Source organism: Micromonospora sp. NPDC049645 (genome assembly GCF_040675155.1).
In the GTDB taxonomy this organism is placed as follows: Bacteria; Actinomycetota; Actinomycetes; order Mycobacteriales; family Micromonosporaceae; genus Micromonospora.
Genome location: NZ_JBFAOI010000009.1, coordinates 267,654 through 290,536, shown reverse-complemented (window position 1 = coordinate 290,536; position 22,883 = coordinate 267,654). Strand labels below are relative to the sequence as shown.

Below are 22,883 nucleotides of genomic sequence, written 5' to 3'. Positions count from 1 at the left end.
CGGCGGCGAGTGCCGACGCCACGGCACGGCTCAGCGCGGAACGACCCGTTCGGTGGCCCACTCCCGCCAGCTCACCAGCCGGTCCGCCGCGGCGGCGAGCTGGTCGGCGACCGGACCGGGGCCGGTGGAGCCGGGGGTCGTGCGGGCCGCGAGAGCCGAACGGACCGAGAGCACGTCACGCACCGACGGGTCGAGGTGCTCGCTGACCGCGGCCAGATCCTCGTCGGAGACGTCCTCCAGCTCGCACTCCCGGGCCGCGCAGAGCGCCACCAACCGGCCGGTGATCTCGTGCGCGTCCCGGAACGGCACCTGCCGCCGGACCAACCAGTCGGCGACCTCGGTGGCGAGGGAGAAGCCGACCGGGGCGGCGGCGACGAGGCGGTCCACCCGGACCGTCATCGTGGAGATCATTCCCGCCAGGGCCGGGAGCAGCAGCTCCAGGGTGTCGACCGCGTCGAACGCCGGCTCCTTGTCCTCCTGCATGTCCCGGTCGTACGTCATCGGCAGGCCCTTGAGCATGGTCAGCACCGTCATCAGACCGCCGACCAGTCGCCCGGACTTGCCCCGGGCCAGCTCGGCGATGTCCGCGTTCTTCTTCTGCGGCATGATCGACGAGCCGGTGGCGAACGAGTCGTCCAGCTCCACCCACCCGAACTCGTGCGAGGTCCAGAGCACCACCTCCTCGCCGAGGCGGGACAGGTGCACCCCGATCAGGGCGGTGGTGAAGAGGAACTCGGCCACGAAGTCCCGGTCCGCGACGGCGTCCATCGAGTTGGCGAACGACGTCCGGAAACCCAGCTCCTTCGCCACCGCCATCGGGTCCAGCGGAAGCCCGGAACCGGCGAGGGCGCCCGCGCCGAGCGGGCTGATCGCCGCCCGGTGGTCCCAGTCGCGCAGCCGCTCCAGGTCGCGCAGCAGCGGCTGCACGTGGGCGAGCAGCCAGTGCCCGAAGGTGACCGGCTGGGCGTGCTGGAGGTGGGTCATGCCCGGCGCCGCGGTGTCGACGTGCCGCTCGGCCTGCTCGACCAGCGCCTCCGCCAGTTCGACCAGACGGCTGGCCACACCCCGGGCGTGATCACGCAGGTAGAGCCGCAGATCGGTGGCGACCTGGTCGTTACGGGACCGGCCGGCGCGCAACTTGCCGCCGAGGCTGCCGAGACGCTCCAGCAGACCACGCTCCAGCGCGGTGTGCACGTCCTCGTCGTCGATGGTCGGGCGGAACGATCCGGAGGCGCAGGCCGCCTCCAGGTCGTCCAGCGCGGCCAGCATCCGGCCCAGCTCCTCCGGATCGAGCAGGCCGGCGCCGGCGAGGACCCGGGCGTGCGCTCGGGAACCGGCGATGTCGTACGGGGCCAGGCGCCAGTCGAACTGCACGCTCACCGACAGTCGGGCGAGCGCCTCGGCGGGGCCGCCCGCGAACCGGCCACCCCAGAGGCTCGTCCGGTTGGTGGCGGCGCTGTTCTCGGTCAGGCTCTTGTCGTCCACGCCGCTCATCATTGCTCTGCTCGCCTCTCACTCGCGACTGCGGGGTTCCTCCGCCGCGCTCGGTCACTGCTCATCCGCGCCGGTGTCACTGTCCGCGACCGCCCGGCCAAATGTCGGTCACGGCGCGGTGTTTCCGTCAACGGTGTCCTCCCGGCGGGCCCAGCCGGCGAGTTTGTCCCCGAGCGCGGCCCCGCCGACGGCCTCACGGGCCACGACGAGGATGGTGTCGTCACCGGCGATGGTGCCGACGATCTCGGGCAGACCCGCCCGGTCCAACGCGCTGGCCAGGTACTGGGCTGCGCCCGGTGGCGTCCGCAGCACCGCGATGTTGCCGCTGGAGTCGACCCCGTTGAGCAACTCGCGCAGCAGCCGTACCAGCCGGGCCGGCGCGGCCTCGGCATCGCGCAACGGTCGCTGGCCGTCCTCGGGAATCAGGTAGACGGCCGGGCCGTCGCCGCCGCGCACCTTGACCGCGCCCAGCTCCTCCAGATCCCGCGACAGGGTGGCCTGGGTGACGCCGACGCCGTCGGCGGCGAGCAGGTCGGCCAACTCGGTCTGCGACCGGATCGCCCGGTCCCGGATCAGCTCCACGATCCGGGCGTGCCGGGCCGCGCGGGTCAACGGCGCGGTCATCGCAGCTGCCCGGTATCGGGGTCCAGCAGGAAAGCCAGCAGCGCCTTCTGGGCGTGCAGCCGGTTCTCCGCCTGGTCGAAGACCGCGCTCTGCGGGCCGTCCAACACCTCGTCGGTGATCTCCTCGCCCCGGTGCGCGGGCAGGCAGTGCAGCACGATCGCGTCCGGCGCGGCCTGACCGAGCAACTCCTTGTTGACCTGGTACGGCAGGAACGGGGTGATCCGGTCCAACCCGTCGGCCTCCTGCCCCATCGACGTCCAGGTGTCGGTCGCCAGCACGTCGGCGTCGCGTACCGCCTGGGTCGGGTCGGTCAACACCCGCACCGACCCGCCGGTCTGCGCGGCGATACCGGCCGCCTGCTCCACCACGGCCGGATCGGGGGTGAACCCGGCGGGGCCGGCGATCCGGACGTGCATCCCGGCCGTCGCCCCGGCCAGCAGGTACGACTGCGCCATGTTGTTCGCGCCGTCCCCGACGTACGCCAGGGTGCGACCGGCCGTCCCGCCGCACCGCTCCCGGATGGTGAGCAGGTCGGCCAGCAGCTGACACGGGTGGAAACCGTCGGTGAGCGCGTTGACCACCGGCACGGTGGCGCCTCCCGCCACCTCGGCGATCCGTTCGTCACCATGGGTACGCAGCACGATGGCCGCGACGTAGCGGGACAGCACGCGCCCGGCGTCCGCGAGGGACTCGCCCCGGCCGAAGTGGGTGACCTGCGTGTCCACGACGAGGGGGTGCCCACCCAACTCGGCGATCCCGGCGTCGAACGAGATCCTGGTGCGCAGGCTCTGCTTGTCGAAGAGCACCGCCACCGAGCGGGGGCCGACCAGCGGCCGGTGGGCGAACCGGTCCGCCTTCATCCGCGCCGCCAGGTCGAGAACCGCCGACTGCTCGGCGGGCGAGAGGTCGTCGTCGCGTAGGAAGTGCCGGGTCATCGAGTCGTTCCCGTCGTGGTGGTCAGGGTGGATGGTGCGACAGTCGCGCCGGCGGCCACCGGGGCGGTGGCGTCCAGCGCGTCGGGCAACGCCGCGAGGAAGGCGTCGACCTGGGCGGCGGTGAGAATCAGCGGCGGAGCCAACCGGACCACCCCCGGCTGCACCGGATTGACCAGGAAACCGGCCTCCCGCAGCGCCTCGGCCAGCACCGACGCCACGGGCGCGGTGAGCGCCACGCCGAGCAGCAGCCCGGCACCGCGTACCTCGGCGATCAGCGGGTGACCCAGCGCCTCGATGCCGCGACGCAGACGCTCACCGACCCGCTTGACGTTGTCGAGCAGACCCTCGTTGGCGATGGTCGCCACCACGGCGAGCGCCGCCGCGCAACTGACCGGGTTGCCGCCGAACGTGGTGCCGTGCGAGCCGGGGGTGAGCAGATCCGCGGCGGGACCGAAGGCCAGGGTGGCACCGATGGGCAGCCCGCCACCCAACCCCTTGGCCAGGGTGATCACGTCCGGCTCCACGCCCTCGGCCTGGTGCGCGAACCAGTGCCCGGTACGCCCGACGCCGGTCTGCACCTCGTCGAGGACCAGCAGCGCGCCGTGCCGGGCGGTGATCCGCCGGGCCGCGGCGAGGTAGCCGGCCGGCGGGACGAGCACACCGTTCTCACCCTGGACGGGCTCCAGGATCACCATGGCGGTGTCGTCGGAGACCGCCGCGTCGAGGGCGGCGACGTCGCCGAAGTCGACGTGGGTCACCTCTCCGGGCAACGGCCGGAACGGGTCAGCCTTGGCCGGCTGGCCGGTCAGCGCGAGGGCGCCCATGGTGCGACCGTGGAAGCCGCCCCGGGTGGCCACCACGTGGGTGCGGCCGGTCCGCCGGGAGAGCTTGAACGCCGCCTCGTTCGCCTCCGCGCCCGAGTTGGCGAAGAAGACCCGCCCGGGTCGACCGGCGAGCGCCAACAGCAACTCGGCCAGGGCGACCGGTGGCTCGGCCACATAGAGGTTGGAGACGTGCCCGAGGGTCGCGACCTGCTTCGACACCGCAGCCACCACGGCCGGGTGGGCGTGCCCCAGAGCGTTGACGGCGATACCGCCCACCAGGTCGAGGTATTCCCGGCCGGCGTCGTCGACCACGACGGCACCGGCGCCGGAGACCAACGCCATCGGCGGCGTGCCGTAGTTGTCCATCATGGACTGCTTCCACCGCTGCGCCAACGTGCTCATGTCGCGTCCGTCCCGTCTCCCGGCACCACCATCGTTCCGAACCCTTCCGAGGTGAACACCTCAAGCAACGTGGAGTGCGCCACCCGGCCGTCCACGACGTGCGCGGCGGGCACTCCCCCACGCACCGCCCGCAGGCACGCCTCCATCTTCGGCACCATTCCCGACTCGAGGCCGGGCAGCAGCTTGGCCAGGTCGTCCGCGGTGATCTCGGAGACCAGGCTGGTGGTGTCCGGCCAGTCGGCGTACAGACCCGCCACGTCGGTGAGGACGACCAGCTTTCGGGCCCGCAACGCGATCGCGAGGGCCGCGGCGGCGGTGTCCGCGTTGAGGTTGTGCAGCACCCCCTCCACGTCCGGTGCCACCGTGGAGATCACCGGAATCCGACCGGCCTCGATCAGATCGGTCACCGCGGACACGTCCACCGACTCGACATCACCGACCTGGCCGACGTCGACCGGCTGCCCGTCCACAAACGCCGGGCGGCGCACCGCGGTGAACAGCCGGGCGTCCTCGCCGGACAGCCCGACGGCGTACGGGCCGTGCGAGTTGATCAGACCGACCAGCTCCCGGCCCACCTGCCCGACCAGCACCATCCGCACCACGTCCATCGCCTCGGCGGTGGTCACCCGCAGACCACCCCGGAACTCGCTGGCGATGCCGAGGCGACCCAGCATGGCCGAGATCTGCGGACCACCGCCGTGCACCACCACGGGCTTGAGGCCCGCGTAGCGCAAGAAGACCATGTCGGCGGCGAACGCCCGCTGCAACTCCGGATCGGTCATCGCGTTGCCGCCGTACTTGACCACGACCGTCGAGCCGGAGAAGCGCGCCAACCAGGGCAGCGCCTCGATCAGCGTCTCCGCTTTGACCTGCGCGCGAGCCAGATCGCTACTGAGACTCATGTGGAGTACGCCGAGTTCTCGTGGACGTACGCGTGGGACAGGTCGTTGGTCCAGATCGTCGCGGCCGAGGTGCCCGCGTGCAGGTCGATCCGGATGGTCACGTCCCGCCCGGTCAGGTCGACCTTCGAGCGGTCCTCGGCGGCGGCGCCGCGCCGGCACACCCACACCCCGTTGACCGCCACGTCCACCTCGTCCGGCTCGAAGGCGGCGGCGGTCGTGCCGACAGCGGCGAGGATCCGGCCCCAGTTCGGGTCGTTTCCGAACAGCGCCGTCTTCACCAGGTTGTTGCGGGCCACCGTACGGCCCACCTCCACCGCCTCGTCCTCGGTCGCCGCGCCGACCACGTCGATCGCGACCTGCTTGGTGGCACCCTCGGCGTCGGCCACCAACTGCTGGGCCAGATCGTGACAGGCGGCGGTGACGGCGGCGGCCAGCTCGGCCGGGGTCGGCTCGATGCCGCTCGCGCCGCTGGACAGCAGCAACACGGTGTCGTTGGTGGACATGCAGCCGTCGGAGTCGACCCGGTCGAAGGTGACCCGGGTGGCGGCTCGCAACGCCTCGTCCAACGTCGCCGGCCCGGCCACCGCGTCGGTGGTCAGTACGCAGAGCATGGTCGCCATCCCCGGCGCGAGCATCCCGGAACCCTTGGCCATGCCGCCGACGGTCCAGCCGCTGCCCCGGGCCACCGTGGTCTTCGGCCGGGTGTCCGTGGTCATGATCGCCTCGGCGGCGGCCGGCCCGCCGTCGCGGGACAGCGCCCGGATCGCCGCGCGGACCCCCGGAAGCAGCTTCGGCATCGGCAGCCGCTCACCGATCAGGCCCGTCGAGCAGACCGCGACCTCACCGGCACCGAGGATGAGCCGTGGGCTGACCGAGGTCAGCGCCGCGGCGGTGTGCTCGGCGGTGGCGTGCGTGTCCTGGAAGCCGGCCGGGCCGGTGCAGGCGTTGGCACCGCCGGAGTTGAGCACCACGGCACGGATCACACCGCCCTGCACGACCTGCTGGCTCCAGAGCACCGGCGCCGCCTTGACCCGGTTGGTGGTGAAGACACCCGCCACACCGGCGTCCGGGCCGTCGTTGACCACCAGGGCGACGTCCGCGCCGCCGCTGGCCTTGAGCCCGGCGGCCACCCCGGCCGCCCGGAACCCCCGAGGGGTGGTGACACTCACGGTGCGGTCCCCCAGATCGACAGGCCCGTCGTCTCCGGCAGACCGAGCATCAGGTTGGCGTTCTGCACGGCCTGGCCGGCGGCGCCCTTGCCCAGGTTGTCCAGCGCGCTGAGCACGATCAGACGACCCGAGTCGACGTCGACGGTGGCCTGTAGGTGACACGAGTTGGAGCCCACTGTGGCGGCGGTGTGCGGCCAGCGGCCCTCCGGCAGTACGTGTACGAACGGCGCGTCCGCGTACGCCCGCGCCAGGACCTCCTGCGGGTCCGCGCCACGCGCCGGGACCGCGGTGACCGTGGCCAGGATGCCGCGCGGCATCGGCGCCAGGACCGGAGTGAATGACAGGCCGGTCGCGCCGGTGGCCTGCTTGATCTCGGGTACGTGCTGGTGGGTGCCCACCCGGTACGGCGACAGGTCACCCATCACCTCACTCGCCAGCAGGTGCGGCTTGGCCGCCCGGCCCGCGCCGGAGGTGCCGGAGGCGGCGACTACCACCACGTCGGCGGGGCTGGCCACGCCGTCGGCGATCAGCGGCGCGAGCGCCAGGGTGATCGCGGCGGCGTAGCAGCCGGTGTTCGCCACCCGGGTCGAGCCGGCGATCAACTCGCGCTGGCCGGGCAGCTCGGGCAGGCCGTAGGTCCACTGCCCGGCGTGCGTGCCGCCGTAGTACTGCGCCCAGGCGTACGGGTCGGCGAGCCGGTGGTCGGCGCCCAGGTCGACGATCCGCACCCCGGCCGGAAGTTGGGCCGCGAGGGCCGCCGACTCGCCGTGCGGCAGGGCCAGGAAAACCAGGTCCGCGTCGGCCAGGGTCGTCGGATCGGTCTCGCCGAGCACCAGGTCGAGGCCGGTGAGCTGCGGGTGCACCACGTCCACGCGGTGCCCGGCCTGGCTGTGCGCGGTGGCGGTGACCAGGTCGAACTCCGGGTGCCCGGCGATCAGGCGCAGCAACTCACCCCCGGCGTACCCGCTCGCACCGGCGACCGCGACTCGAATCCCCATACCCACCTCCGCATGACTATGCAGCGAAGATTAACAAGGGCGACTCAGGAGTGCAAGTTCATGCAGCCTAGTGCATGGTAATGAGCGCGCGAGAGCAGCGGCCATGCGAGGGGTGTCCCCGGCCGGACGAATCCGGCAGAGGACACCCGTGTCAGTTCACCCGCTCGGACAGCCCGTGCTGACGCTCATATGTCCTCAGGGCCGCATCCCATGCCTCCGTGTACTCGCTCGGCCCCATGCCCAGGTCGCCATGTCCACGCACCGCCTCACGGAGCAGTTTGACGAGGTCGGGAACGGTTTCGCGACGTTCCTCCACGTACCGGCGGAACACCTCGGCGAACTGCTCACCGGTCAACCGTGCCGCATGCGAGGTCACCGGATCGTCCTCCAGATTCTGCAGCACCGCACACCAGCGGCGGGTCAGCTCATCCGCCTGGGCCGCCCTGATCTTCTGCAGCTCGTGATCACACTCAAGCCTGATCCGATCCTCCCAGTACGGCCGGAGCCGATCCCGGACCCGCTCGTCCGGGCTGACGCGAACGAGTACGCCAAAGTGCGGCACCGCACCCTCGCGTGGCCAGCGCTGTCCACCGAGACGGCCGTTCAGCGCACGCTCAAGGTCATGCGAGCGGTGGGGTTCATGTTCGCGTGCCAAATCTACTGCCCGTTCCCGGACAATCCCGGCGGCCCACCCCAGGTAGCGGTCGGCGCGGAACCGAAGCTCCTCGTACGTCATGTTCTGCGCGGTCCAGTTGTAGACGACGTGCAGCCGGAAATCGAACGCGTCCCCCTTGGCCGGCACCAGGATCGGCCCCGGGGCTTCCTGACGGAACGTCGCCGTGGTGGGGACAACTGGCGGTGGTGGGGGCGGAGGAAGGGGAAGCTCCGCTGGCGAAAAGAGCACGTGCCACCAACGACGAGGTGTCACCTGCCTGGGTACGGGTGGTCTTGTGCCGGGACCGCCAGGCGGATTTGTGATCATCGCGTCTCCTCATCGATCATTCGTTGTACGTCGTCGAGCAGGTCGTTATGGGGCATTACCGGACGCCAGACGTGGTGGAGCTGATGGTCCAAGCGATGACGCAGCGCCGGCTGCCCAGCGATCACGTGCCGCACCAGCTCAAGGCAGTGGCCGGCAACGGTTGACTGCCGGTCCGCCCGGTCCAGCCAGAATCCGAGGGTCCGCCACGAGCGGTATGCCGTCCACGGCAGGCTGAGAGCGGTCGCCCAGAGCACAGCCAGATCGGCCAACCGGATCGTTCCCTGATCGAGCAGGTGCAACAGCTCCGGCCAGTGCTCTCTCGGCGGTTCCGCCCAGCGGTCCGCGAGCACCCGCAGAGTCCGTGCGGCGTGGAGTTGCACCTCGGGGTCGACGGACGCGGTCCACTCCACCAGCGCCGGCACGACGCTCGCCGCGTGACCATTGCGATACACCTCCACCAGCCCCCGGACGACGGAGTTGTTCCACCGCTGCATCCGGGCCTGCGCCACCTGACGCAACTGGACCAACGCCGCGTCCGGCCAGAGCTGGGCCAGTCCGAGCCCGTACGCCCGCGCCACGGTGTCGCGTAGATGAGCTGCCGGACCGGCGGTCCACCGACCGAGTTCGGTTCGGACCCGGTGGTGCAGCGTCGGCTGCATCGCCATGGCAACCAGCACGATCGCTGCGGCCTGCCGAACCCCGGCGCGCCGTTCCCGGGCCAGTACTCCCACAATGTCGAGGGCCGCCTGCACGTCGCGGGTCGCCGACCAGCCGATGGCCCCAGCGGCGGCCTGCCGGACCGCCGGAAGGTCCCCGCGGATCAGGTCTGCCAGCCAGTCGAGGAGCTGACCAGGCGACCACCATTCGGTCCACGCGACTTCCAGCAACGCCGACCTGAGCGGCTCCGTGCCGGCAGGGAAGTCGATCCGGCACCCGCCCGGCGCTCGTACGTCGTTCAAGCGAGTGACGGCCTGACCCAGTGTCGACCCCAGCAGCGCGTCGATCGCCGACCCACGGAGGGGTGCGCCGGTCGATGTCATCTCTTCGAGGTCCGGTCGGGCCAGACGGCGAGCTGCCTGGTGTATCTCGGCTACGGGTTGTCCGGCAAGCACAGCGCAGGAGAGGCGGAACGCTCGCACCTCCTCGTTGGTGAACCCGCCGACCTCCTCGCCGTCGGGTCGCATTTCGAGGATCTCGACAGCCCGCTCCCGAAGTTGCAGCGGCAGAAACTGCTCCAGCCGTTCGGCCAGGGCGGCTGCCTTGGGAACGGTCCGAGCGATCATCGCGACGACCTTCAGGACCTCGCTGGGTCGAGGCTCTCCGGCCAGGTAAGCCGACAACAGTTGATGTCCGACGCAATCCACATCCACATATCGTTCGAGGCACCGCCCGTCGCAACTGTCCACGCACCAGCCGACACACTGCCCTCTGAGGTGATAGCGAAGCTGCGCCCGAAACACCTCTGTTGCCGGGGCTCTGCGGTGCTCCACGACGTGGCCGACGAGGTCGTGTCTCCGTTGGGAGAAGTCCCCCACCAGGACCACCGTCGTACCTGACGTCGCAGCCCTGGCAGACAGCGCCACGAGCGTGAATCCGTCGACCTCGCGGAGGGCAGCCTCGCTCAGCCGGAGCACGTAGCCGTGCCCGGCGGGTAACGGCGCCTCCGCGCCGAGCAGATCGGACAGCTGCTCGACACCGAGCACGCGGACCCGGTCGAAGCCATGTTTTCGGGCCACCGCCAGGGTGGCCGAAGTGATGAGTCCAGTCCCGACCGGACCGGAGAGGCAGACCAGATGTTGATGCTGGAGATGGTGGTCGAGCCGCTGATCACTGGGCGTGTAGGCGTACCCGCTGGCAATCTCCCGGACGCTGGCCTCGATCAGTGTTTCGAACCATACGCGCCCAGCGCCGTCGCGCGCGGTGGTGACGTTGACCGTTCCGATCGCGACGGCGCCATGACCGGTGGCGTTCTGACCCTGAACCTGAACATCGCCGACTTCGATGCCTGAGCCGCCCAGGAGGCCGGTGAGCCGGCGCAGCACGTCTCTAGGGTCAAGAAGGTCTTCAGGATCGTCCGCCTCCTCGGGTGGCCCCTCGGGCAGCTCGTTCGCCGAGCCCGGCTCCCCATCGCCATCGCCGGAACCAGTCCTTGTTGATCCGTCCCGCGATCCGCCGAGCACTCCATCGCTGGCGTCGCCAAGCGGGTCGTCGACGGAGGGCTCCTCCGACACGTCGTGCGGGAAATTGTCCAGATCCCGTTCAATGCCAGCGGGGGCCGGAGGATACCGATCGATCATCGGGGATTGCCTTGCCTCGTGCCGAAGTTCGCGTCGCGACCAACCGAGCCGATCGCCGTCGCACCCTGGCCGATCGCGTTCTGCCCCTTGACGCGGATGTCGCCGGTACGAATACCGCCTTGACCTATTTCGCTGTTCGCTGCCCTTGCCTCCGGGTTGTCCATCGGCTTCTCCGCCGCGTCGGCGCGGCCTTCCGGATCGGTCGGCACGACGCCCGGGACCGAGGCGCCGCTGAGATCCTCGTCCACCACACAGAGCCAGGCGTAGTCGCGAAATTCCTTGTCCGGATGGGCCACCTCGATCCGTACGAAACGCTCAGGCCGCATCTCTTCGGGGTACTCGCTGACCACGTCCCGGAAGATGTCGGTCGAGACGACGAGCGCGACTCCGGCCTCGGGAAAGGCGGCCAGGGCCTTCTTGACCGAATCGGCCTCGCACAAGCGACAGACGAAGACGACGGCGGAGCCGGGAAATCCATTCGCGCCGTCCAGGTGCACCAAACCCTGGTGTACAGCCACCCTGAGTCGGATTCGGGCAACGGGGAGGCGGCTGCTGTTGTGGTTGCGTAGCCGCCGGTTCAGCTCCGGCACGAACCTACCGATGACACGAGACTCGGACACCTCGCGGGGCACGATCGCCAGCTCACCGTCGCCCGCCTGCTGCGTGGTCCAGGCCACCCGGTCCAGGCCGACAGCGCCAGCGGCCTCGTGCAGCAACTCTCGAAAATGCCGTTGCGCCTCGTACTGCTGCAGGTTGCTACGTCGGCTGTACCGTTCCATATCCACAGAGATCAACAGTCGCCGTTCGGGATGTTGCATCAAGCTCCCGCCCTTCGTCACCCGGCTCGCCCAACGGGCGAGCGCCGCAGGAGCCATCGAACCGTCGAGGGCTGATCGGGATCCCGTAGAAGTACGGCATCGTCTCGGGTTGTCGAAAAACGGTCATCCCGTCCTGTTCGGGAGTCAGCCGCACACCCGGACGGTGTCCTTGTCGCATGAGGACGAATCTGTTTGAGCTGCTGCTAGCCCTCGAATGGTCACCGATGGCCGTACTGGTGTTGATAGCCGTCCGCCTGCTGGTCGAAATCGTCGTCGCAACAGGGGCATCGCGCTGCGCACAGGAGCGGCTACGCTTCGGCAGCTGTGAATGGCGAAGGAGGCTGAGGCCGCAGATGCGACGACTACGCGAGCTATCCGGCGGCGAGTGGCCCTACGGTACGTTCCTGCAACGGCTCGCGCCGCCAGTTCGGATGACGCTACTGGGGCTGGGCGTCCGTCGCCAGGTACCCGCCGGGCAGATTGTGATCCACGAAGGCATACGCGAGTCTCATCTGGTGCTCCTCGAAGAGGGCCTGACCAAGATCACGGCCACGCTGCCGGATGGCCGGTCCGCCTTGCTGTCGCTCCGGGTCGGCGGTGATCTCGTGGGCGAGATGTCCGCGCTGAACAACGCGCCCCGCTCCGCCACGGTCACGACCTGTGGGCCCGCAAGGTACAGCGTGATCCAGCCGGACCGGTTCAAGCGCTTCCTGAAGGAACATCCCGATGCCGCCCTCGAACTCGCCGCAATGGTGTCCGACCGGCTGCGCTGGTCCAATCGACGGCGGATCGACTTCACCTCATACCCGGTGAAACTGCGTGTCGCGCGAGTGGTCGCGGAACTTTGCCGAACCCACGGTCGACAGGCGCCTGACGGCATCGTCATCGACGTCCGACTCACCCAACCCGACCTGGCCACCATTTGCGGCGCCTCCGAGACAGCCATTCAAAAGGCGCTGCGGGAGTTACGCACGGAGGGACTCGTCGACACCGATTACCGGCGGATCACCGTCCGGGATCTGTCGAGCTTGCGCACGCTCGGCAACCTCGAATCCAGCGAAGACTGAAGGCCTCCTCCTGCCGTTCGCAGGAGGAGGCCTTCGACTTCGTCAGGCGCCGCGCAGGGTGGCGCCGAGACGCTCCGCCGCAACGGCGACCGCCGCGTCCCGTGCCGCGACGGCCTCCTCGACGGTCAGCGTCCGGTCCGGTGCCCGGAAGGTGAGCTTGTACGCCAGCGACCGCCGGCCCTCGCCGAGCTGCGCGCCGGAGTACACGTCGAACAGCCGCACGTCCTCCAGCAGCTCCCCGGCGCCCGCCTCCAGCGCTCGGCGCACCTGCTCCGCCGGCACCGAGTCGTCCACCACCAGAGCCACGTCGATCAGTGCCGGTGGGAAGCCGGAGACCGTCGGCGCGGGCGTCACCGGGGTCGACGGCAGCGCGTCGAGGTTCAGCTCCATCGCGCTGGTGCGCCGCGGCAGCTCCAGTGCCGCGACCACCACCGGGTGCAGCTCACCGGCGTGACCGACGACCGAGTCGTCGACCCGCAGCTCGGCGCAACGGCCCGGGTGCCATGGGGCGTACTCGGCGGCGCGCACCTCGACCCGCTCGTCCGGGATCCCGGCGGCGGCCAGCACGTCCCGGGCCGCCTCGATCGCGTCCGCCCAACCGGCCGGTCGACCCGCACCCCACCAGCCGGCCGGGTCGATGTCGCCGGAGAGCACCACCGCGACGTGCACCGGCTGCGCCGGCACCACCGCGTCGGCGGCCGCGAACTCCGCGTCGGTGGGACGCCGGTCGACGCCCATCGCCGGCGGGCTGCCGGCACCGATGCGCGGGTGGAAGACCGCACCGATCTCGTAGAGAGCCAGGTCGCGGTGACCCCGACCGAGGTTGCGCTTGAGGATGCCGAGCAGCGGGCCGAGCAGCGTGGTGCGCAGCAGCGGCTCCTCCTCCGACAGGGGGTTGGCCAGCCGCACCGCCGGTCGGCGCGGGTCGTCGCCCGGCAGGCCGAGCTGGTCGGCCAGCTCCGGCGACACGAACGGGTGCGCGAGCACCTCCACGTACCCCCGCTCGGCCAGCGACACGGCGACCGCCCGGCGGCGACGCTGCCGTGGGGTCATACCGCGTCCCGGCGGCGCGGTCGGCAGCACCGACGGCACCCGGTCGTACCCGTCGAGGCGGACAACCTCCTCGACCAGGTCGGCCGGGTCGGTCAGGTCGGGCCGCCAGCTCGGCGGGGTGACGCTGAGCACCGCGCCGACGCCGCCGGCCACGCCGACCGTGCCCGGGTCCTCGGACAACCGGTCCGCGCCCTGCGCGACGGTGCAGCCGACCCGTTCCAGCAGGGCGACCACCCGAGCCGGCGGGTACTCGACACCGACCCGCCGGGTCGGCAGGTCCGCCGGCAGGCTGATCGGGGTACGCGGCCGGACGTGGTCGATGTCCAGGATCTCCGCGCTCGGGGTGCCCCCGCCGTGCTCGGTGAGCAGCCGCACGGCCCGCTCCAGCGCGACCAGCGCCACGGCCGGGTCGACGCCCCGCTCCCAGCGCTTCGCGGCCTCGCTGAACAGCTTGTGCCGGCGGGCGGTGCGCCCGACCATCGCCGGGTCCCAGTGCGCCGCCTCGAAGAGCACGGTGGTGGTGCCGGCGACGACCTCGCTGGTCTCACCGCCCATCACCGCCGCGAGGGAGATAGGCCCGGTGTCGTCACAGATGACCATGTCGTCGGCGGTGAGCACCCGGGTGACACCGTCCAGGGTGGTCAGCTTCTCCCCCGCCTCGGCGCGGCGGACCACCAGCGGCCCGACGATCCGGTCGGCGTCGAACGCGTGCATCGGCTGACCCAGCTCCAACATCACGTAGTTGGTAATGTCGACGGGCAGCGAGATGCTGCGGATCCCGGCGGTGACGAGCCGCTGGGCCATCCAGGACGGGGTGGGCGCGGTCGGGTCGACCCCCCGGACCAGGCGGGCGGTGAACCGGTCGCAGCCGACCGTGTCGCGGACCTCCACCGGGTACGCCGGCGTCTCGGTGCCGCCCGGCGCCGGCGCCAGGGCCGGGTCGTGCAGCGGCACGTCGAACGCGTGCGACAACTCCCGGGCCAGGCCGCGCAGGCTCAGCGCGTACCCCCGGTCCGGAGTGATCTCCAAATCGAGCACGACGTCGTCGAGGCCGACCACCGGGCGCGCGTCGTCGCCGGGCTTGGCCGTCACGTCGGGCCCCAGCACGATGATGCCGGAGTGGTCGTCGCCCAGGCCCAGCTCCTTGGCCGAGCAGATCATGCCCGCCGAGTTGTGCCCGTACGTCTTGCGGGCACCGATGGCGAAGCCGCCGGGCAGCACGCCGCCGGGCAGGATCACCACCACCCGGTCGCCCGCCTCGAAGTTACGGGCCCCGCAGACGATCTCCTGCGGCTCGCCGGTGCCGTTGGCGGCACCGACGTCGACCCGGCAGAACCGAATCGGCTTCTTGAAGCCGGTGAGCTCCTCGATCTCGCGGACCTCACCGACGACGAGCTGGCCGGTGACGGTCTCGGCCAGGTCCACCACGGCGTCGACCTCGATGCCGAGGTCGACCAGGGCCTGCTCCAGGTCACCGGTGGGCAGGTCGGCGGGGAGGTCGACGTACTCCCGCAGCCAGCTGACAGAAACTCGCATGACTTCAGACCACCGTTCCCGTGTCTCGTACCCGCATCGCCTACGCCCCGGTCCCGAGCGCGCGGCTGAACCGCACGTCGCCCTCGAAGAGATGGCGGATGTCGCTGACCCCGTGCCGGACCATCAGGGTCCGGTCGATGCCCATGCCGAAGGCGAATCCGGAGTAGACCTCCGGGTCGACGCCGCAGGCGCGCAGCACCCGCGGGTTGACCATGCCGCAGCCACCCCACTCGACCCACTGAGGGCCGTCCCGGTGCTCCGGGAACCACACGTCGAACTCCGCCGACGGTTCAGTGAACGGGAAGTAGTGCGGCCGCCACCGGGTCTTCGCCTCCGGCCCGAACATCGCCCGGGCGAAGTGGTCCAGCGTGCCCCGCAGGTGCGCCATCGTGATGCCCTTGTCGACCACCAGACCCTCGGCCTGGTGGAACACCGGACTGTGCGTGGCGTCGATCTCGTCGGTGCGGTAGACGCGGCCCGGCACGATCACGTAGATCGGCGGCTTGCGGCTGAGCATCGTGCGGGTCTGCACCGTCGAGGTGTGCGTACGCAGCACCAGGCCGGAGCCCTCCGGTGCGATGTGGAAGGTGTCCATCAGGCCGCGCGCCGGGTGGTCGGCGGGAATGTTCAACGCGTCGAAGTTGACCCACTCCAGGTCGACCTCGGGCCCCTCGGCCACCTCGTAGCCCATCCCGACGAACAGGTCGCTGATCGACTCCATCAGGGTGCTCAACGGGTGCCGGGCGCCCCGCGGCCGCCGGTCGTAGGGCAGGGTGACGTCCACCCGCTCCTCGACCAGCACCCGCTCGGCCTGCTCGCGCTCCACCACCTCGGCGCGCTCGGCGTACGCGGACTCGATCGCCCGGCGGGCCTCGTTGACCCGCTTACCGGCGTCGGACTTCGCGGCCGGCGGCAACGCGCCGATCTCCCGGCGGGCGAGGGAGACCGGTGACCGGTCACCCAGGTGCACCGGGCGCAGCGCGGTCAGCGCGTCCGGGTCGGCGGCGGCCTCGAACGCCTTCGTGGCGTCCGCGACGGCCTCGGCCAGGGCGGCGGGGTCGAGCAGGGCAACCTGCTTCGGGTCGTACGGATCGTTGCGGTAGCTCATGGCGTACGGGCACTCCCTCACGGCGGCGCCAGCCCTCACCGGGGCGGCTAAGCGAGTCTACGGACGCGCGGCTGTGCCGCAGCCCGCCGGTAGGAGTTGCGCAGGGAGCAGGTCAGGCCCGCCGCCCGCCGACACCGGCGGGCTGGCTAAACGAACGCCGTGTCGCGTTCATGGGCGGACGCTCTCCCCTGCTGTCAGTCGCGCCGGAGGTGGTCACCCTCAGCGCTGCGCTCTCGCTGAAGCGTACAGGCAGACCGCGGCGGCGGCAGCCAGGTTGAGGCTCTCCGCGCGCCCGTACAGCGGCACCCGCACCCGGGCGTCGGCGGCGGCGGTCAGCTCCTCGGGCAACCCGTGCGCCTCGGAACCGAACAACCACGCGGTCGGCCCGACGAGCCGGCCGTAGTCGGTCAGGTCGTCCAGGTCGCTGTCGCCGTACCCGGTGGTGGCGAAGATCGACAGGCCGGCGGCGCGCAGCGCTTCGACCACCGCGACCGGGTCCGGCGCGCGGACCACGTCGACGTGGAAGAGGCTGCCGGCCGAGGCCCGCACACACTTGCCGTTGTACGGGTCGACGGCGTCACCGGCGAAGATCACCGCCCCCGCACCGGCCGCGTCGGCGGTGCGCAACACCGTGCCGGCGTTGCCCGGGTCACGGATCTCGGCGAGCACCGCCACCAGCCGGGGCGCACACGCGAGGGCCTGCTCCAACGGCACGTCCAGGTGCCGGCAGACCGCGACCAGCCCCTGCGGGGCGACCGTCTCGGCCAGCGCCGCGAGGGCGTCGTCGGTCATCTCGGAGACCGGCACGTCGGCGCGGGCCGCCACGGCGGCCAACTCCGGGTACCGGTCGAGCGCGGTGGGCGTACCGAACAACTCGGTGACCACCCCCGGCCGCGCGAGGGCCTCGCGGACCGCCTGCGGGCCCTCGGCCAGGAACCGGCCGGTGGCGTCGCGGTCCCGGCGGCGTTGCAGACGGCGGGCGGCGACGACCCTGGGGGTACGCGGGGTGAAGGCCATGGTGTGCGTTCCTCCGGCACGATTGAGGCGCCCCCCGGACGGCGGTGCCGACACGGGAGACGCCTCGCTCTGGTGCGTGGGGATCAGGCGGCCTGAGCCGCCGCGCCGCCGGTGCCCTCGGCCGCGACCGCGGCCCGGGCCAGCTCGACGATCGCCGCGAAGGCCGCGGCGTCGTTGACAGCCAGGTCGGCCAGGATCTTGCGGTCGACCTCGATGCCGGCCAGACGCAGGCCCTGGATCAGACGGTTGTAGGTCATCCCGTTGGCCCGGGCACCCGCGTTGATCCGCTGAATCCACAGCTGCCGGAAGTCACCCTTGCGGTCGCGACGGTCCCGGTAGGCGTACTGCATCGAGTGCAGCACCTGCTCCTTGGCCTTGCGGTACAGGCGGGAGCGCTGACCGCGGTAACCACTCGCGGTCTCCAGCAGGGTACGACGCTTCTTCTGGGCGTTTACAGCCCGCTTGACGCGTGCCATCTCAACTCCTTCTTACGTAAAGGTGGCGCGCGTCAGCGGCCGAGCAGCTTCTTGATGCGCTTGACGTCGGCCTTGGCCAGCACGACCGTGCCGGTCAGCCGGCGGGTCTGGGTGGAGGGCTTCTTCTCCAGGTTGTGGCGGAGGCCGGCCTGCTGGGCAACGATCTTGCCCTTGCCGGTCACCTTGACCCGCTTACCCATACCCGTGTGGCTCTTCATCTTCGGCATGTGGAACGTCTTCTCCCCTGTTACTCGCCGCTGGTGTCGGCGGCGAGGCCGGTGTCACCGGCTGCTGCGGTCTCGCCGACCGCCGCGGTCTCATCGGCTGCCGGAGCGGCGGACTCGTCCGCTGCCCGGTCCCGAGGCCCACCGCGCGACGCCGTGGCGGCGACCGCGGAGGCCTTCACGGCCCGGTGCGGAGCGAGAACCATAATCATGTTTCGGCCGTCCTGCTTCGGAGCGGCTTCGACGTATCCCAGGTCCGTGATCTCGGACTCGAGCCGGCGCAGGAGCCGGTAACCCAGCTCCGGGCGGCTCTGCTCGCGACCGCGGAACATGATCGTCACCTTGACCTTGTCGCCCGCCTTGAGGAACCGCACCACGTGACCCTTCTTGGTCTCGTAGTCGTGCGGGTCGATCTTCGGCCGAAGCTTCATTTCCTTGATGACGGTCTGCTGCTGATTACGCCGCGCTTCGCGCGCCTTGAGTGCGCTCTCGTACTTGAACTTGCCGAAGTCCATGAGCTTGCACACCGGCGGGCGCGCCATCGGCGCAACCTCGACCAGGTCCAGATCGACGTCCGCGGCCAGCTGAAGAGCGCGCTCCAGCGGGACGATGCCCACCTGCTCACCCTCTGGGCCGACCAGTCGGACCTCACGTGCCCGGATCTGCTCGTTCACGCGTGGTTCGACGCTGATGGGGCCTCCTCGAGTCGTTTCTGCTCAGGTGCCGACCCCTGCGGCTCCCAGGAGGGAACCGACCCGAAAAGCAGAAGGCCCCGGCGCATGCCAGGGCCCGCTCGACCGGCCAGCACGATCAAGGATCGCGCATCCAGCGCCGGGACATGCCCGGAACCGGTGACCGGACCCGGACACCGTAGCGGTGACTCGGGTGGGAGCAGGCGCTCCGCTTTCAAGGCTGTCTGCTCGCACGCGGAGACAGCCTGGTCGACTCGATAACACTACACCGGCGCCCCGGCCACCCCCAAACCGGGCACGACCTGCGGCCGCGTGTCGGCGTGACCGGGCATCGGCGTGACCGGCCACCGGCGTGACCGGGCGTCGGTTGCGGCCGGGCGTCCGCGTCACCGGCCGCCGCGCGCTCGCTTCGTCAAGATCCGCGCACTTTCCCTGTTACTGCTGCCTCGCTGCGCGCTGAGGCAGCAGTTTCAGGGAAGTTGTCCGGATCTTGGCGAGGGGGCGGCGACGCGGGGCGGTGCCGCTCCCAGGCCGACGGGTGGTTCGGCTGGGTCAGCGGCCGACGGCGCGCTCGGCGAGGCGGGCCTGGTGGGCTTCGTGCAGCCGGCGCAGCGCACGGACCCCGTCCACGGCCAGCTCCTTGTCGGCGGCCTGTAGGGCGACCATCGGCAGCAGGTCGTCGTCGTGCAGCTCCAGGCTGGCCCACGGCGCGCCCCGGTCGAACCGGACGCCCCGGACAACCTCCCAGGGCAGGTCGTAGGAGCTGATGACGTTGCGCACCCGGACGCCCCGCGCGTCCGCCTCCACCCGTGGACGGGTGAACAGCAGGAAGCCCAGGGCCCCGAAGACGCCCAGGCCGATCATGGCGATCTGGTCGCCGCGCTGGAAGCTGCCATAACCATCGCCGGTCGGCCCGCTCAACGACGTGGCGACCAGACCGAACACCACCACCAGGGCAGCCGCCGCCGACCAGCAGACCACCCGGATGCGGCGGGGCTTCAGGCGGACCAGCTCGGTTTCACTCACCCCACCAGTCTGCCACCCGCACTGGCCCAGCAAACGCACCACCCGCCGAGTGCCCCGCCACCCGCCACGGACCGCCCGCGCCCGCGACCCCGCGACGGCGCCACCCGGGTGCAGGGAAACGGGGGCCTCCCGGGCGAGGGAAACCCCCGTTTCCGCGAACCCGAGTCGATCAAGCGGCAGGGCCGGCAGCCAAGGCCAACCGAGGGAGCCAGCGGCCGAGACCAACGGATGGGGGCGGCGTCAGAGGCGACAGGCGTGGATGTTGGTGACGAGGATGGCGCGGGCGCCCAACTCGTACAGCTCGTCCATGATGCGGTGCACGTCGTCGCGGAGCACCATCGCCTGCACCGCCACCCAGCCCTCGCGGTGCAGGGGCGAGACGGTGGGCGACTCGATGCCCGGAGTGAGCCCACTGGCCCGGTCCAGCAGGCCGGCCGGCACGTCGTAGGCGAGCATCACGTAGCGGCGGGCCACCAGCACCCCGTGCAGGCGGCGCAGCAGCTGCTCGGCCTGCGGGTGCGCCGGCGCGCCTGCGCGGCGGACCAGCACCGCCGACGAGCGCAGCAGCGGCTCACCGAAGACCACCAGACCCGCCTGGCGCAGGGTCGCGCCGGTCTCCACCACGTCCGCGATCACGTCGGCGACGCCGAGGCGTACGGCGTTCTCGACCGCGCCGTCGAGGCGGATCACGTCGGCCTTGACCCCCACCTCGCCGAGGTGCCGCTCGACCAGCCCCGGGTACGCGGTGGCGATCCGGTGACCGCCCAGGTCCTGCACGGAGGCGATGTCGTCGGGGCGGGCGGCGAAGCGGAAGGTGGCCCGGCCGAAGGCGAGGTCGACGACCTCCTCGGCCGGCGCGGCCGAGTCGATCAGCAGGTCCCGGCCGGTGATCCCGAGGTCGAGGTCACCAGAGCCGACGTAGGTGGCGATGTCCTTCGGGCGCAGGTAGAAGAATTCGACGTCGTTGGCCTCGTCCCGGCAGACGAGGTCCTTGGGGTCGGTGCGCTGGCGGTAGCCCGCCTCGCGCAGCATCTGGGCGGCCGGTTCGGCCAGGGTGCCCTTGTTGGGAATGGCGACACGCAGCATGACGGAGTGCTCCTTCGATCCGGATGGCGATCAACGGGGTGGGGGCACTCAGAGATGTCGGTAGACGTCCTTGAGGTCGAGGCCACTGGCGAGCATCAGCACCTGCACCTGGTAGAGCAGCTGGGATATCTCCTCGGCGGTACGCTCCGGCCCCTCGTGCTCGGCGGCCATCCACGACTCGGCCGCCTCCTCGACGACCTTCTTGCCGATGAAGTGCACCCCCTTGTCCAGGGCGGCGACGGTGCCCGAGCCCGGGGTGCCGGCGGCGGCCTTGGCCTGCAGCTCGGCGAACAACTCCTCGAACGTCTTCACGAGCAACGATTCTTCCAGCCGCCCGACCGGTGCCCCGATTCCGGGTCCACCGGTACCCAGCAGGCGGACAATTCCCTACCAACATGGTGGGGCAATTGCCGATCGACGCCGATGGAGCTCTACGCTGTCCGCCATGGCCAGCAGCTCACGTCTCCTCGCGCTCACCCTCGCCGGCGCCGTCGTCGTTGCCACCGCCGCATGCGCCCCGCAGGACGAGGAACCCACCCCCACCGTCACCGCGTCGCCGTCCTGCGCGAAGGACAGCCTGCCCACCCGTACGCCGGGCAAGTTGACCATCGCCACCGACCAGCCCGCGTACGCGCCGTGGTTCTCCGACGACAAGCCGGACAACGGCGAGGGCTTCGAGTCCGCCGTGGCGTACGCGGTGGCCGAGAAGCTCGGGTACGCCCGCGCCGACGTCACCTGGACGCGGGTCAAGTTCGACACCGCCATCGCACCCGGGCCGAAGACGTTCGACTTCGACATCAACCAGTTCTCCATCACCGAGGAGCGCAAGCGGGCGGTCGACTTCTCCGCGCCGTACTACCTGGTGCGGCAGACCGTCATCGCGTTGAAGTCCTCGAAGATCGCCGGGAAGACGTCGCTGGCCGACCTCCGCGACGCCCGCCTCGGCGCGCAGGTCGGCACCACCAGCTACCAGGCGATCACCGACGTACTCAAGCCGACCGCCAAGCCGCAGGTCTACAACAGCAACGACGACGCCAAGAAGGCGCTGCAGAACGGGCAGTTGGACGGTCTCGTGGTGGATCTTCCGACCGCCTTCTACATCACCGGCGCGGAGCTCACCGACGCGGTGATCGTCGGGCAGGTGCCGCAGGTCGGTACGCCCGAGGCGTTCGGGTTGCTGCTGGACAAGAACTCCCCACTGACCTCCTGCGTGACCGGCGCGGTCGGTCAACTCAGCGAGGCGGGCACGCTGAGGCAACTGGAGCAGAAGTGGCTCGCGCAGGTGGCGGGGGCGGCCGAGCTGCGGTGACGCTCCTGGATCACGTTCCGTCCGAGGCGCAGCTGCGGCGATCGGCGTACCGGCGTCGGCAGACCGTCTACAGCGTGTTCGTCGCCGCGGCCTCCACCGCGGCGCTGGGCACGTTGCTGGTCATCGCGGTGACCGGCGCGCCGGGGTGGGACCGGGTCCGGGAATCGTTCCTGGACCCGGAGATCGCCCGCGACGCGCTGCCGGCGGTGCTGGACGGGCTCTGGCTCAACGTCCGGCTGCTGGTGTGCTGTGCGGCCGGCGCGCTGGCCCTCGGGTTGGTGATCGCCGTGCTGCGGACGCTGCGCGGCCCGATCTTCTTCCCGGTCCGCGCGTTGGCCGCCGGTTACACCTACACCTTTCGCGGCCTGCCGCTGATCATCGTGCTCTACCTGCTCACGCTCGGCGTACCCGGGCTGCGGTTGCAGGGCATGCCGCCGGTGCTGGTGCTCGGCGGGATCGCGTTGGTCCTCACCTACGGCGGTTACCTCGCCGAGGTGTTCCGGGCCGGCATCGAGTCGGTGCATCCCAGTCAGCTCGCGGCGGCCCGCTCGTTGGGCCTGACCTACCGGCAGACGATGCGGCACGTGGTCCTGCCGCAGGCCGTCCGCCGGGTGGCGCCTCCCCTGCTCAACGACGTGGTGGCGTTGCAGAAGGACGTGGGGTTGGTCTCGCTCGCCGGGCCGATCGACGCGGTCCGCGCCGCCCAGATCGCCACCGCCCAGACGTTCAACTACACGCCGTACGTCGTGGCGGGGGTGTTCTTCGTGCTGCTCGCGATCCCGCTGATCGCGGTCACCGACTGGGTGACGCTGCGCGCGGCCCGCCGGCAGTCGGGAGGCTGATG

The 22,883-nt window shown here is 71.0% G+C and carries 22 protein-coding genes; 3 read left to right on the top strand and 19 right to left on the bottom strand.

All coding sequences use genetic code 11. The features are described 5' to 3' along the window. Positions 1-30: 30 nt before the first annotated feature. From argH to AB0J33_RS21725, 10 genes are all read right to left on the bottom strand, one after another. Entirely contained in the window at positions 31-1,494 is a 1,464-nt protein-coding gene (gene argH / locus AB0J33_RS21770; protein ID WP_363615822.1) for an argininosuccinate lyase, read from the bottom strand. A 108-nt stretch (positions 1,495-1,602) separates the two neighbouring features. Further along, positions 1,603-2,118, bottom strand: a complete 516-nt coding sequence (locus AB0J33_RS21765) for an arginine repressor (RefSeq protein ID WP_363615821.1) — start codon at positions 2,116-2,118, stop codon at positions 1,603-1,605. Further along, positions 2,115-3,053 (bottom strand): ornithine carbamoyltransferase, encoded by a 939-nt coding sequence (gene argF / locus AB0J33_RS21760; protein ID WP_363615820.1) that lies wholly within the window; start codon positions 3,051-3,053, stop codon positions 2,115-2,117. Before argF ends, AB0J33_RS21765 begins: the two co-directional genes overlap by 4 nt. After that, positions 3,050-4,279 (bottom strand): acetylornithine transaminase, encoded by a 1,230-nt coding sequence (locus tag AB0J33_RS21755; protein WP_363615819.1) that lies wholly within the window; start codon positions 4,277-4,279, stop codon positions 3,050-3,052. Before AB0J33_RS21755 ends, argF begins: the two co-directional genes overlap by 4 nt. Continuing rightward, complete coding sequence (gene argB / locus AB0J33_RS21750; protein WP_363615818.1) at positions 4,276-5,181, bottom strand: acetylglutamate kinase; 906 nt, start codon at positions 5,179-5,181, stop codon at positions 4,276-4,278. Before argB ends, AB0J33_RS21755 begins: the two co-directional genes overlap by 4 nt. Further along, positions 5,178-6,350, bottom strand: coding sequence for a bifunctional glutamate N-acetyltransferase/amino-acid acetyltransferase ArgJ (gene argJ, locus AB0J33_RS21745; RefSeq protein ID WP_363615817.1), 1,173 nt, complete (start codon positions 6,348-6,350; stop codon positions 5,178-5,180). The genes argB and argJ overlap by 4 nt, the downstream gene beginning before the upstream one ends. Beyond that, positions 6,347-7,348, bottom strand: a complete 1,002-nt coding sequence (gene argC, locus AB0J33_RS21740) for an N-acetyl-gamma-glutamyl-phosphate reductase (protein ID WP_363615816.1) — start codon at positions 7,346-7,348, stop codon at positions 6,347-6,349. The genes argJ and argC overlap by 4 nt, the downstream gene beginning before the upstream one ends. Positions 7,349-7,499: 151 nt before the next feature. Then, the gene (locus tag AB0J33_RS21735; protein WP_363615815.1) at positions 7,500-8,150 is read right to left on the bottom strand and encodes a hypothetical protein; all 651 of its coding nucleotides are present in this window, start codon (positions 8,148-8,150) and stop codon (positions 7,500-7,502) included. Positions 8,151-8,326: 176 nt separating this feature from the next. After that, positions 8,327-10,627, bottom strand: coding sequence for a HEAT repeat domain-containing protein (locus tag AB0J33_RS21730; RefSeq protein ID WP_363615814.1), 2,301 nt, complete (start codon positions 10,625-10,627; stop codon positions 8,327-8,329). Beyond that, complete coding sequence (locus AB0J33_RS21725) at positions 10,624-11,445, bottom strand: hypothetical protein (RefSeq protein ID WP_363615813.1); 822 nt, start codon at positions 11,443-11,445, stop codon at positions 10,624-10,626. The genes AB0J33_RS21730 and AB0J33_RS21725 overlap by 4 nt, the downstream gene beginning before the upstream one ends. A 176-nt stretch (positions 11,446-11,621) precedes the next feature. Here AB0J33_RS21725 and AB0J33_RS21720 point away from each other — a divergent pair, with 176 nt between their 5' ends. Further along, a complete protein-coding gene (locus tag AB0J33_RS21720; RefSeq protein WP_363615812.1) occupies positions 11,622-12,512 on the top strand; it encodes a Crp/Fnr family transcriptional regulator in 891 nt (296 codons plus the stop codon). A gap of 42 nt (positions 12,513-12,554) precedes the next feature. Here AB0J33_RS21720 and pheT read toward each other — a convergent pair whose 3' ends face one another. The 9 genes from pheT to AB0J33_RS21675 all read right to left on the bottom strand — a co-directional run bounded on the left by pheT (position 12,555) and on the right by AB0J33_RS21675 (position 21,048). Next, positions 12,555-15,101, bottom strand: coding sequence for a phenylalanine--tRNA ligase subunit beta (gene pheT, locus AB0J33_RS21715; RefSeq protein ID WP_363615811.1), 2,547 nt, complete (start codon positions 15,099-15,101; stop codon positions 12,555-12,557). A gap of 40 nt (positions 15,102-15,141) precedes the next feature. Continuing rightward, positions 15,142-16,209: a phenylalanine--tRNA ligase subunit alpha gene (pheS, locus tag AB0J33_RS21710; protein ID WP_363615810.1), complete on the bottom strand. Its 1,068-nt coding sequence runs from the start codon at positions 16,207-16,209 to the stop codon at positions 15,142-15,144. A gap of 219 nt (positions 16,210-16,428) precedes the next feature. After that, on the bottom strand, positions 16,429-17,280 hold the full coding sequence (locus AB0J33_RS21705; RefSeq protein ID WP_363615809.1) for an RNA methyltransferase: 852 nt from the start codon (positions 17,278-17,280) through the stop codon (positions 16,429-16,431). Positions 17,281-17,309: 29 nt separating this feature from the next. Then, positions 17,310-17,702, bottom strand: coding sequence for a 50S ribosomal protein L20 (gene rplT / locus AB0J33_RS21700; protein WP_030335718.1), 393 nt, complete (start codon positions 17,700-17,702; stop codon positions 17,310-17,312). 32 nt (positions 17,703-17,734) lie between these two features. Next, a complete protein-coding gene (gene rpmI, locus AB0J33_RS21695) occupies positions 17,735-17,929 on the bottom strand; it encodes a 50S ribosomal protein L35 (RefSeq protein WP_007458415.1) in 195 nt (64 codons plus the stop codon). A 20-nt stretch (positions 17,930-17,949) separates the two neighbouring features. After that, positions 17,950-18,600 (bottom strand): translation initiation factor IF-3, encoded by a 651-nt coding sequence (gene infC / locus AB0J33_RS21690; RefSeq protein ID WP_363615808.1) that lies wholly within the window; start codon positions 18,598-18,600, stop codon positions 17,950-17,952. 570 nt (positions 18,601-19,170) lie between these two features. After that, on the bottom strand, positions 19,171-19,644 hold the full coding sequence (locus tag AB0J33_RS21685; protein WP_363615807.1) for a PH domain-containing protein: 474 nt from the start codon (positions 19,642-19,644) through the stop codon (positions 19,171-19,173). A gap of 240 nt (positions 19,645-19,884) precedes the next feature. After that, positions 19,885-20,730 carry an ATP phosphoribosyltransferase gene (hisG, locus tag AB0J33_RS21680; protein WP_363615806.1) on the bottom strand — a complete coding sequence of 282 codons (846 nt, stop codon included), beginning with the start codon at positions 20,728-20,730 and terminating at the stop codon, positions 19,885-19,887. Between the two features lie 48 nt (positions 20,731-20,778). Then, complete coding sequence (locus AB0J33_RS21675; protein ID WP_363615805.1) at positions 20,779-21,048, bottom strand: phosphoribosyl-ATP diphosphatase; 270 nt, start codon at positions 21,046-21,048, stop codon at positions 20,779-20,781. Positions 21,049-21,175: 127 nt separating this feature from the next. Here AB0J33_RS21675 and AB0J33_RS21670 point away from each other — a divergent pair, with 127 nt between their 5' ends. Together AB0J33_RS21670 and AB0J33_RS21665 are read left to right on the top strand one after the other, a co-directional pair. Then, entirely contained in the window at positions 21,176-22,039 is an 864-nt protein-coding gene (locus tag AB0J33_RS21670) for an ABC transporter substrate-binding protein (RefSeq protein WP_363615804.1), read from the top strand. Next, positions 22,036-22,881: an amino acid ABC transporter permease gene (locus tag AB0J33_RS21665; protein WP_363615803.1), complete on the top strand. Its 846-nt coding sequence runs from the start codon at positions 22,036-22,038 to the stop codon at positions 22,879-22,881. Before AB0J33_RS21670 ends, AB0J33_RS21665 begins: the two co-directional genes overlap by 4 nt. Positions 22,882-22,883: the final 2 nt, after the last annotated feature.

Bases quoted from the DNA above. Each gene is read 5' to 3' on its own strand.
- argH (WP_363615822.1), bottom strand. From the start codon at position 1,494: ATGAGCGGCGTGGACGACAAGAGCCTGACCGAGAACAGCGCCGCCACC.
- AB0J33_RS21765 (WP_363615821.1), bottom strand. From the start codon at position 2,118: ATGACCGCGCCGTTGACCCGCGCGGCCCGGCACGCCCGGATCGTGGAG.
- argF (WP_363615820.1), bottom strand. From the start codon at position 3,053: ATGACCCGGCACTTCCTACGCGACGACGACCTCTCGCCCGCCGAGCAG.
- AB0J33_RS21755 (WP_363615819.1), bottom strand. From the start codon at position 4,279: ATGAGCACGTTGGCGCAGCGGTGGAAGCAGTCCATGATGGACAACTAC.
- argB (WP_363615818.1), bottom strand. From the start codon at position 5,181: ATGAGTCTCAGTAGCGATCTGGCTCGCGCGCAGGTCAAAGCGGAGACG.
- argC (WP_363615816.1), bottom strand. From the start codon at position 7,348: ATGGGGATTCGAGTCGCGGTCGCCGGTGCGAGCGGGTACGCCGGGGGT.
- AB0J33_RS21730 (WP_363615814.1), bottom strand. From the start codon at position 10,627: ATGATCGATCGGTATCCTCCGGCCCCCGCTGGCATTGAACGGGATCTG.
- AB0J33_RS21725 (WP_363615813.1), bottom strand. From the start codon at position 11,445: ATGCAACATCCCGAACGGCGACTGTTGATCTCTGTGGATATGGAACGG.
- AB0J33_RS21720 (WP_363615812.1), top strand. From the start codon at position 11,622: ATGAGGACGAATCTGTTTGAGCTGCTGCTAGCCCTCGAATGGTCACCG.
- pheT (WP_363615811.1), bottom strand. From the start codon at position 15,101: ATGCGAGTTTCTGTCAGCTGGCTGCGGGAGTACGTCGACCTCCCCGCC.
- pheS (WP_363615810.1), bottom strand. From the start codon at position 16,209: ATGAGCTACCGCAACGATCCGTACGACCCGAAGCAGGTTGCCCTGCTC.
- rplT (WP_030335718.1), bottom strand. From the start codon at position 17,702: ATGGCACGCGTCAAGCGGGCTGTAAACGCCCAGAAGAAGCGTCGTACC.
- rpmI (WP_007458415.1), bottom strand. From the start codon at position 17,929: ATGCCGAAGATGAAGAGCCACACGGGTATGGGTAAGCGGGTCAAGGTG.
- hisG (WP_363615806.1), bottom strand. From the start codon at position 20,730: ATGCTGCGTGTCGCCATTCCCAACAAGGGCACCCTGGCCGAACCGGCC.
- AB0J33_RS21670 (WP_363615804.1), top strand. From the start codon at position 21,176: ATGGCCAGCAGCTCACGTCTCCTCGCGCTCACCCTCGCCGGCGCCGTC.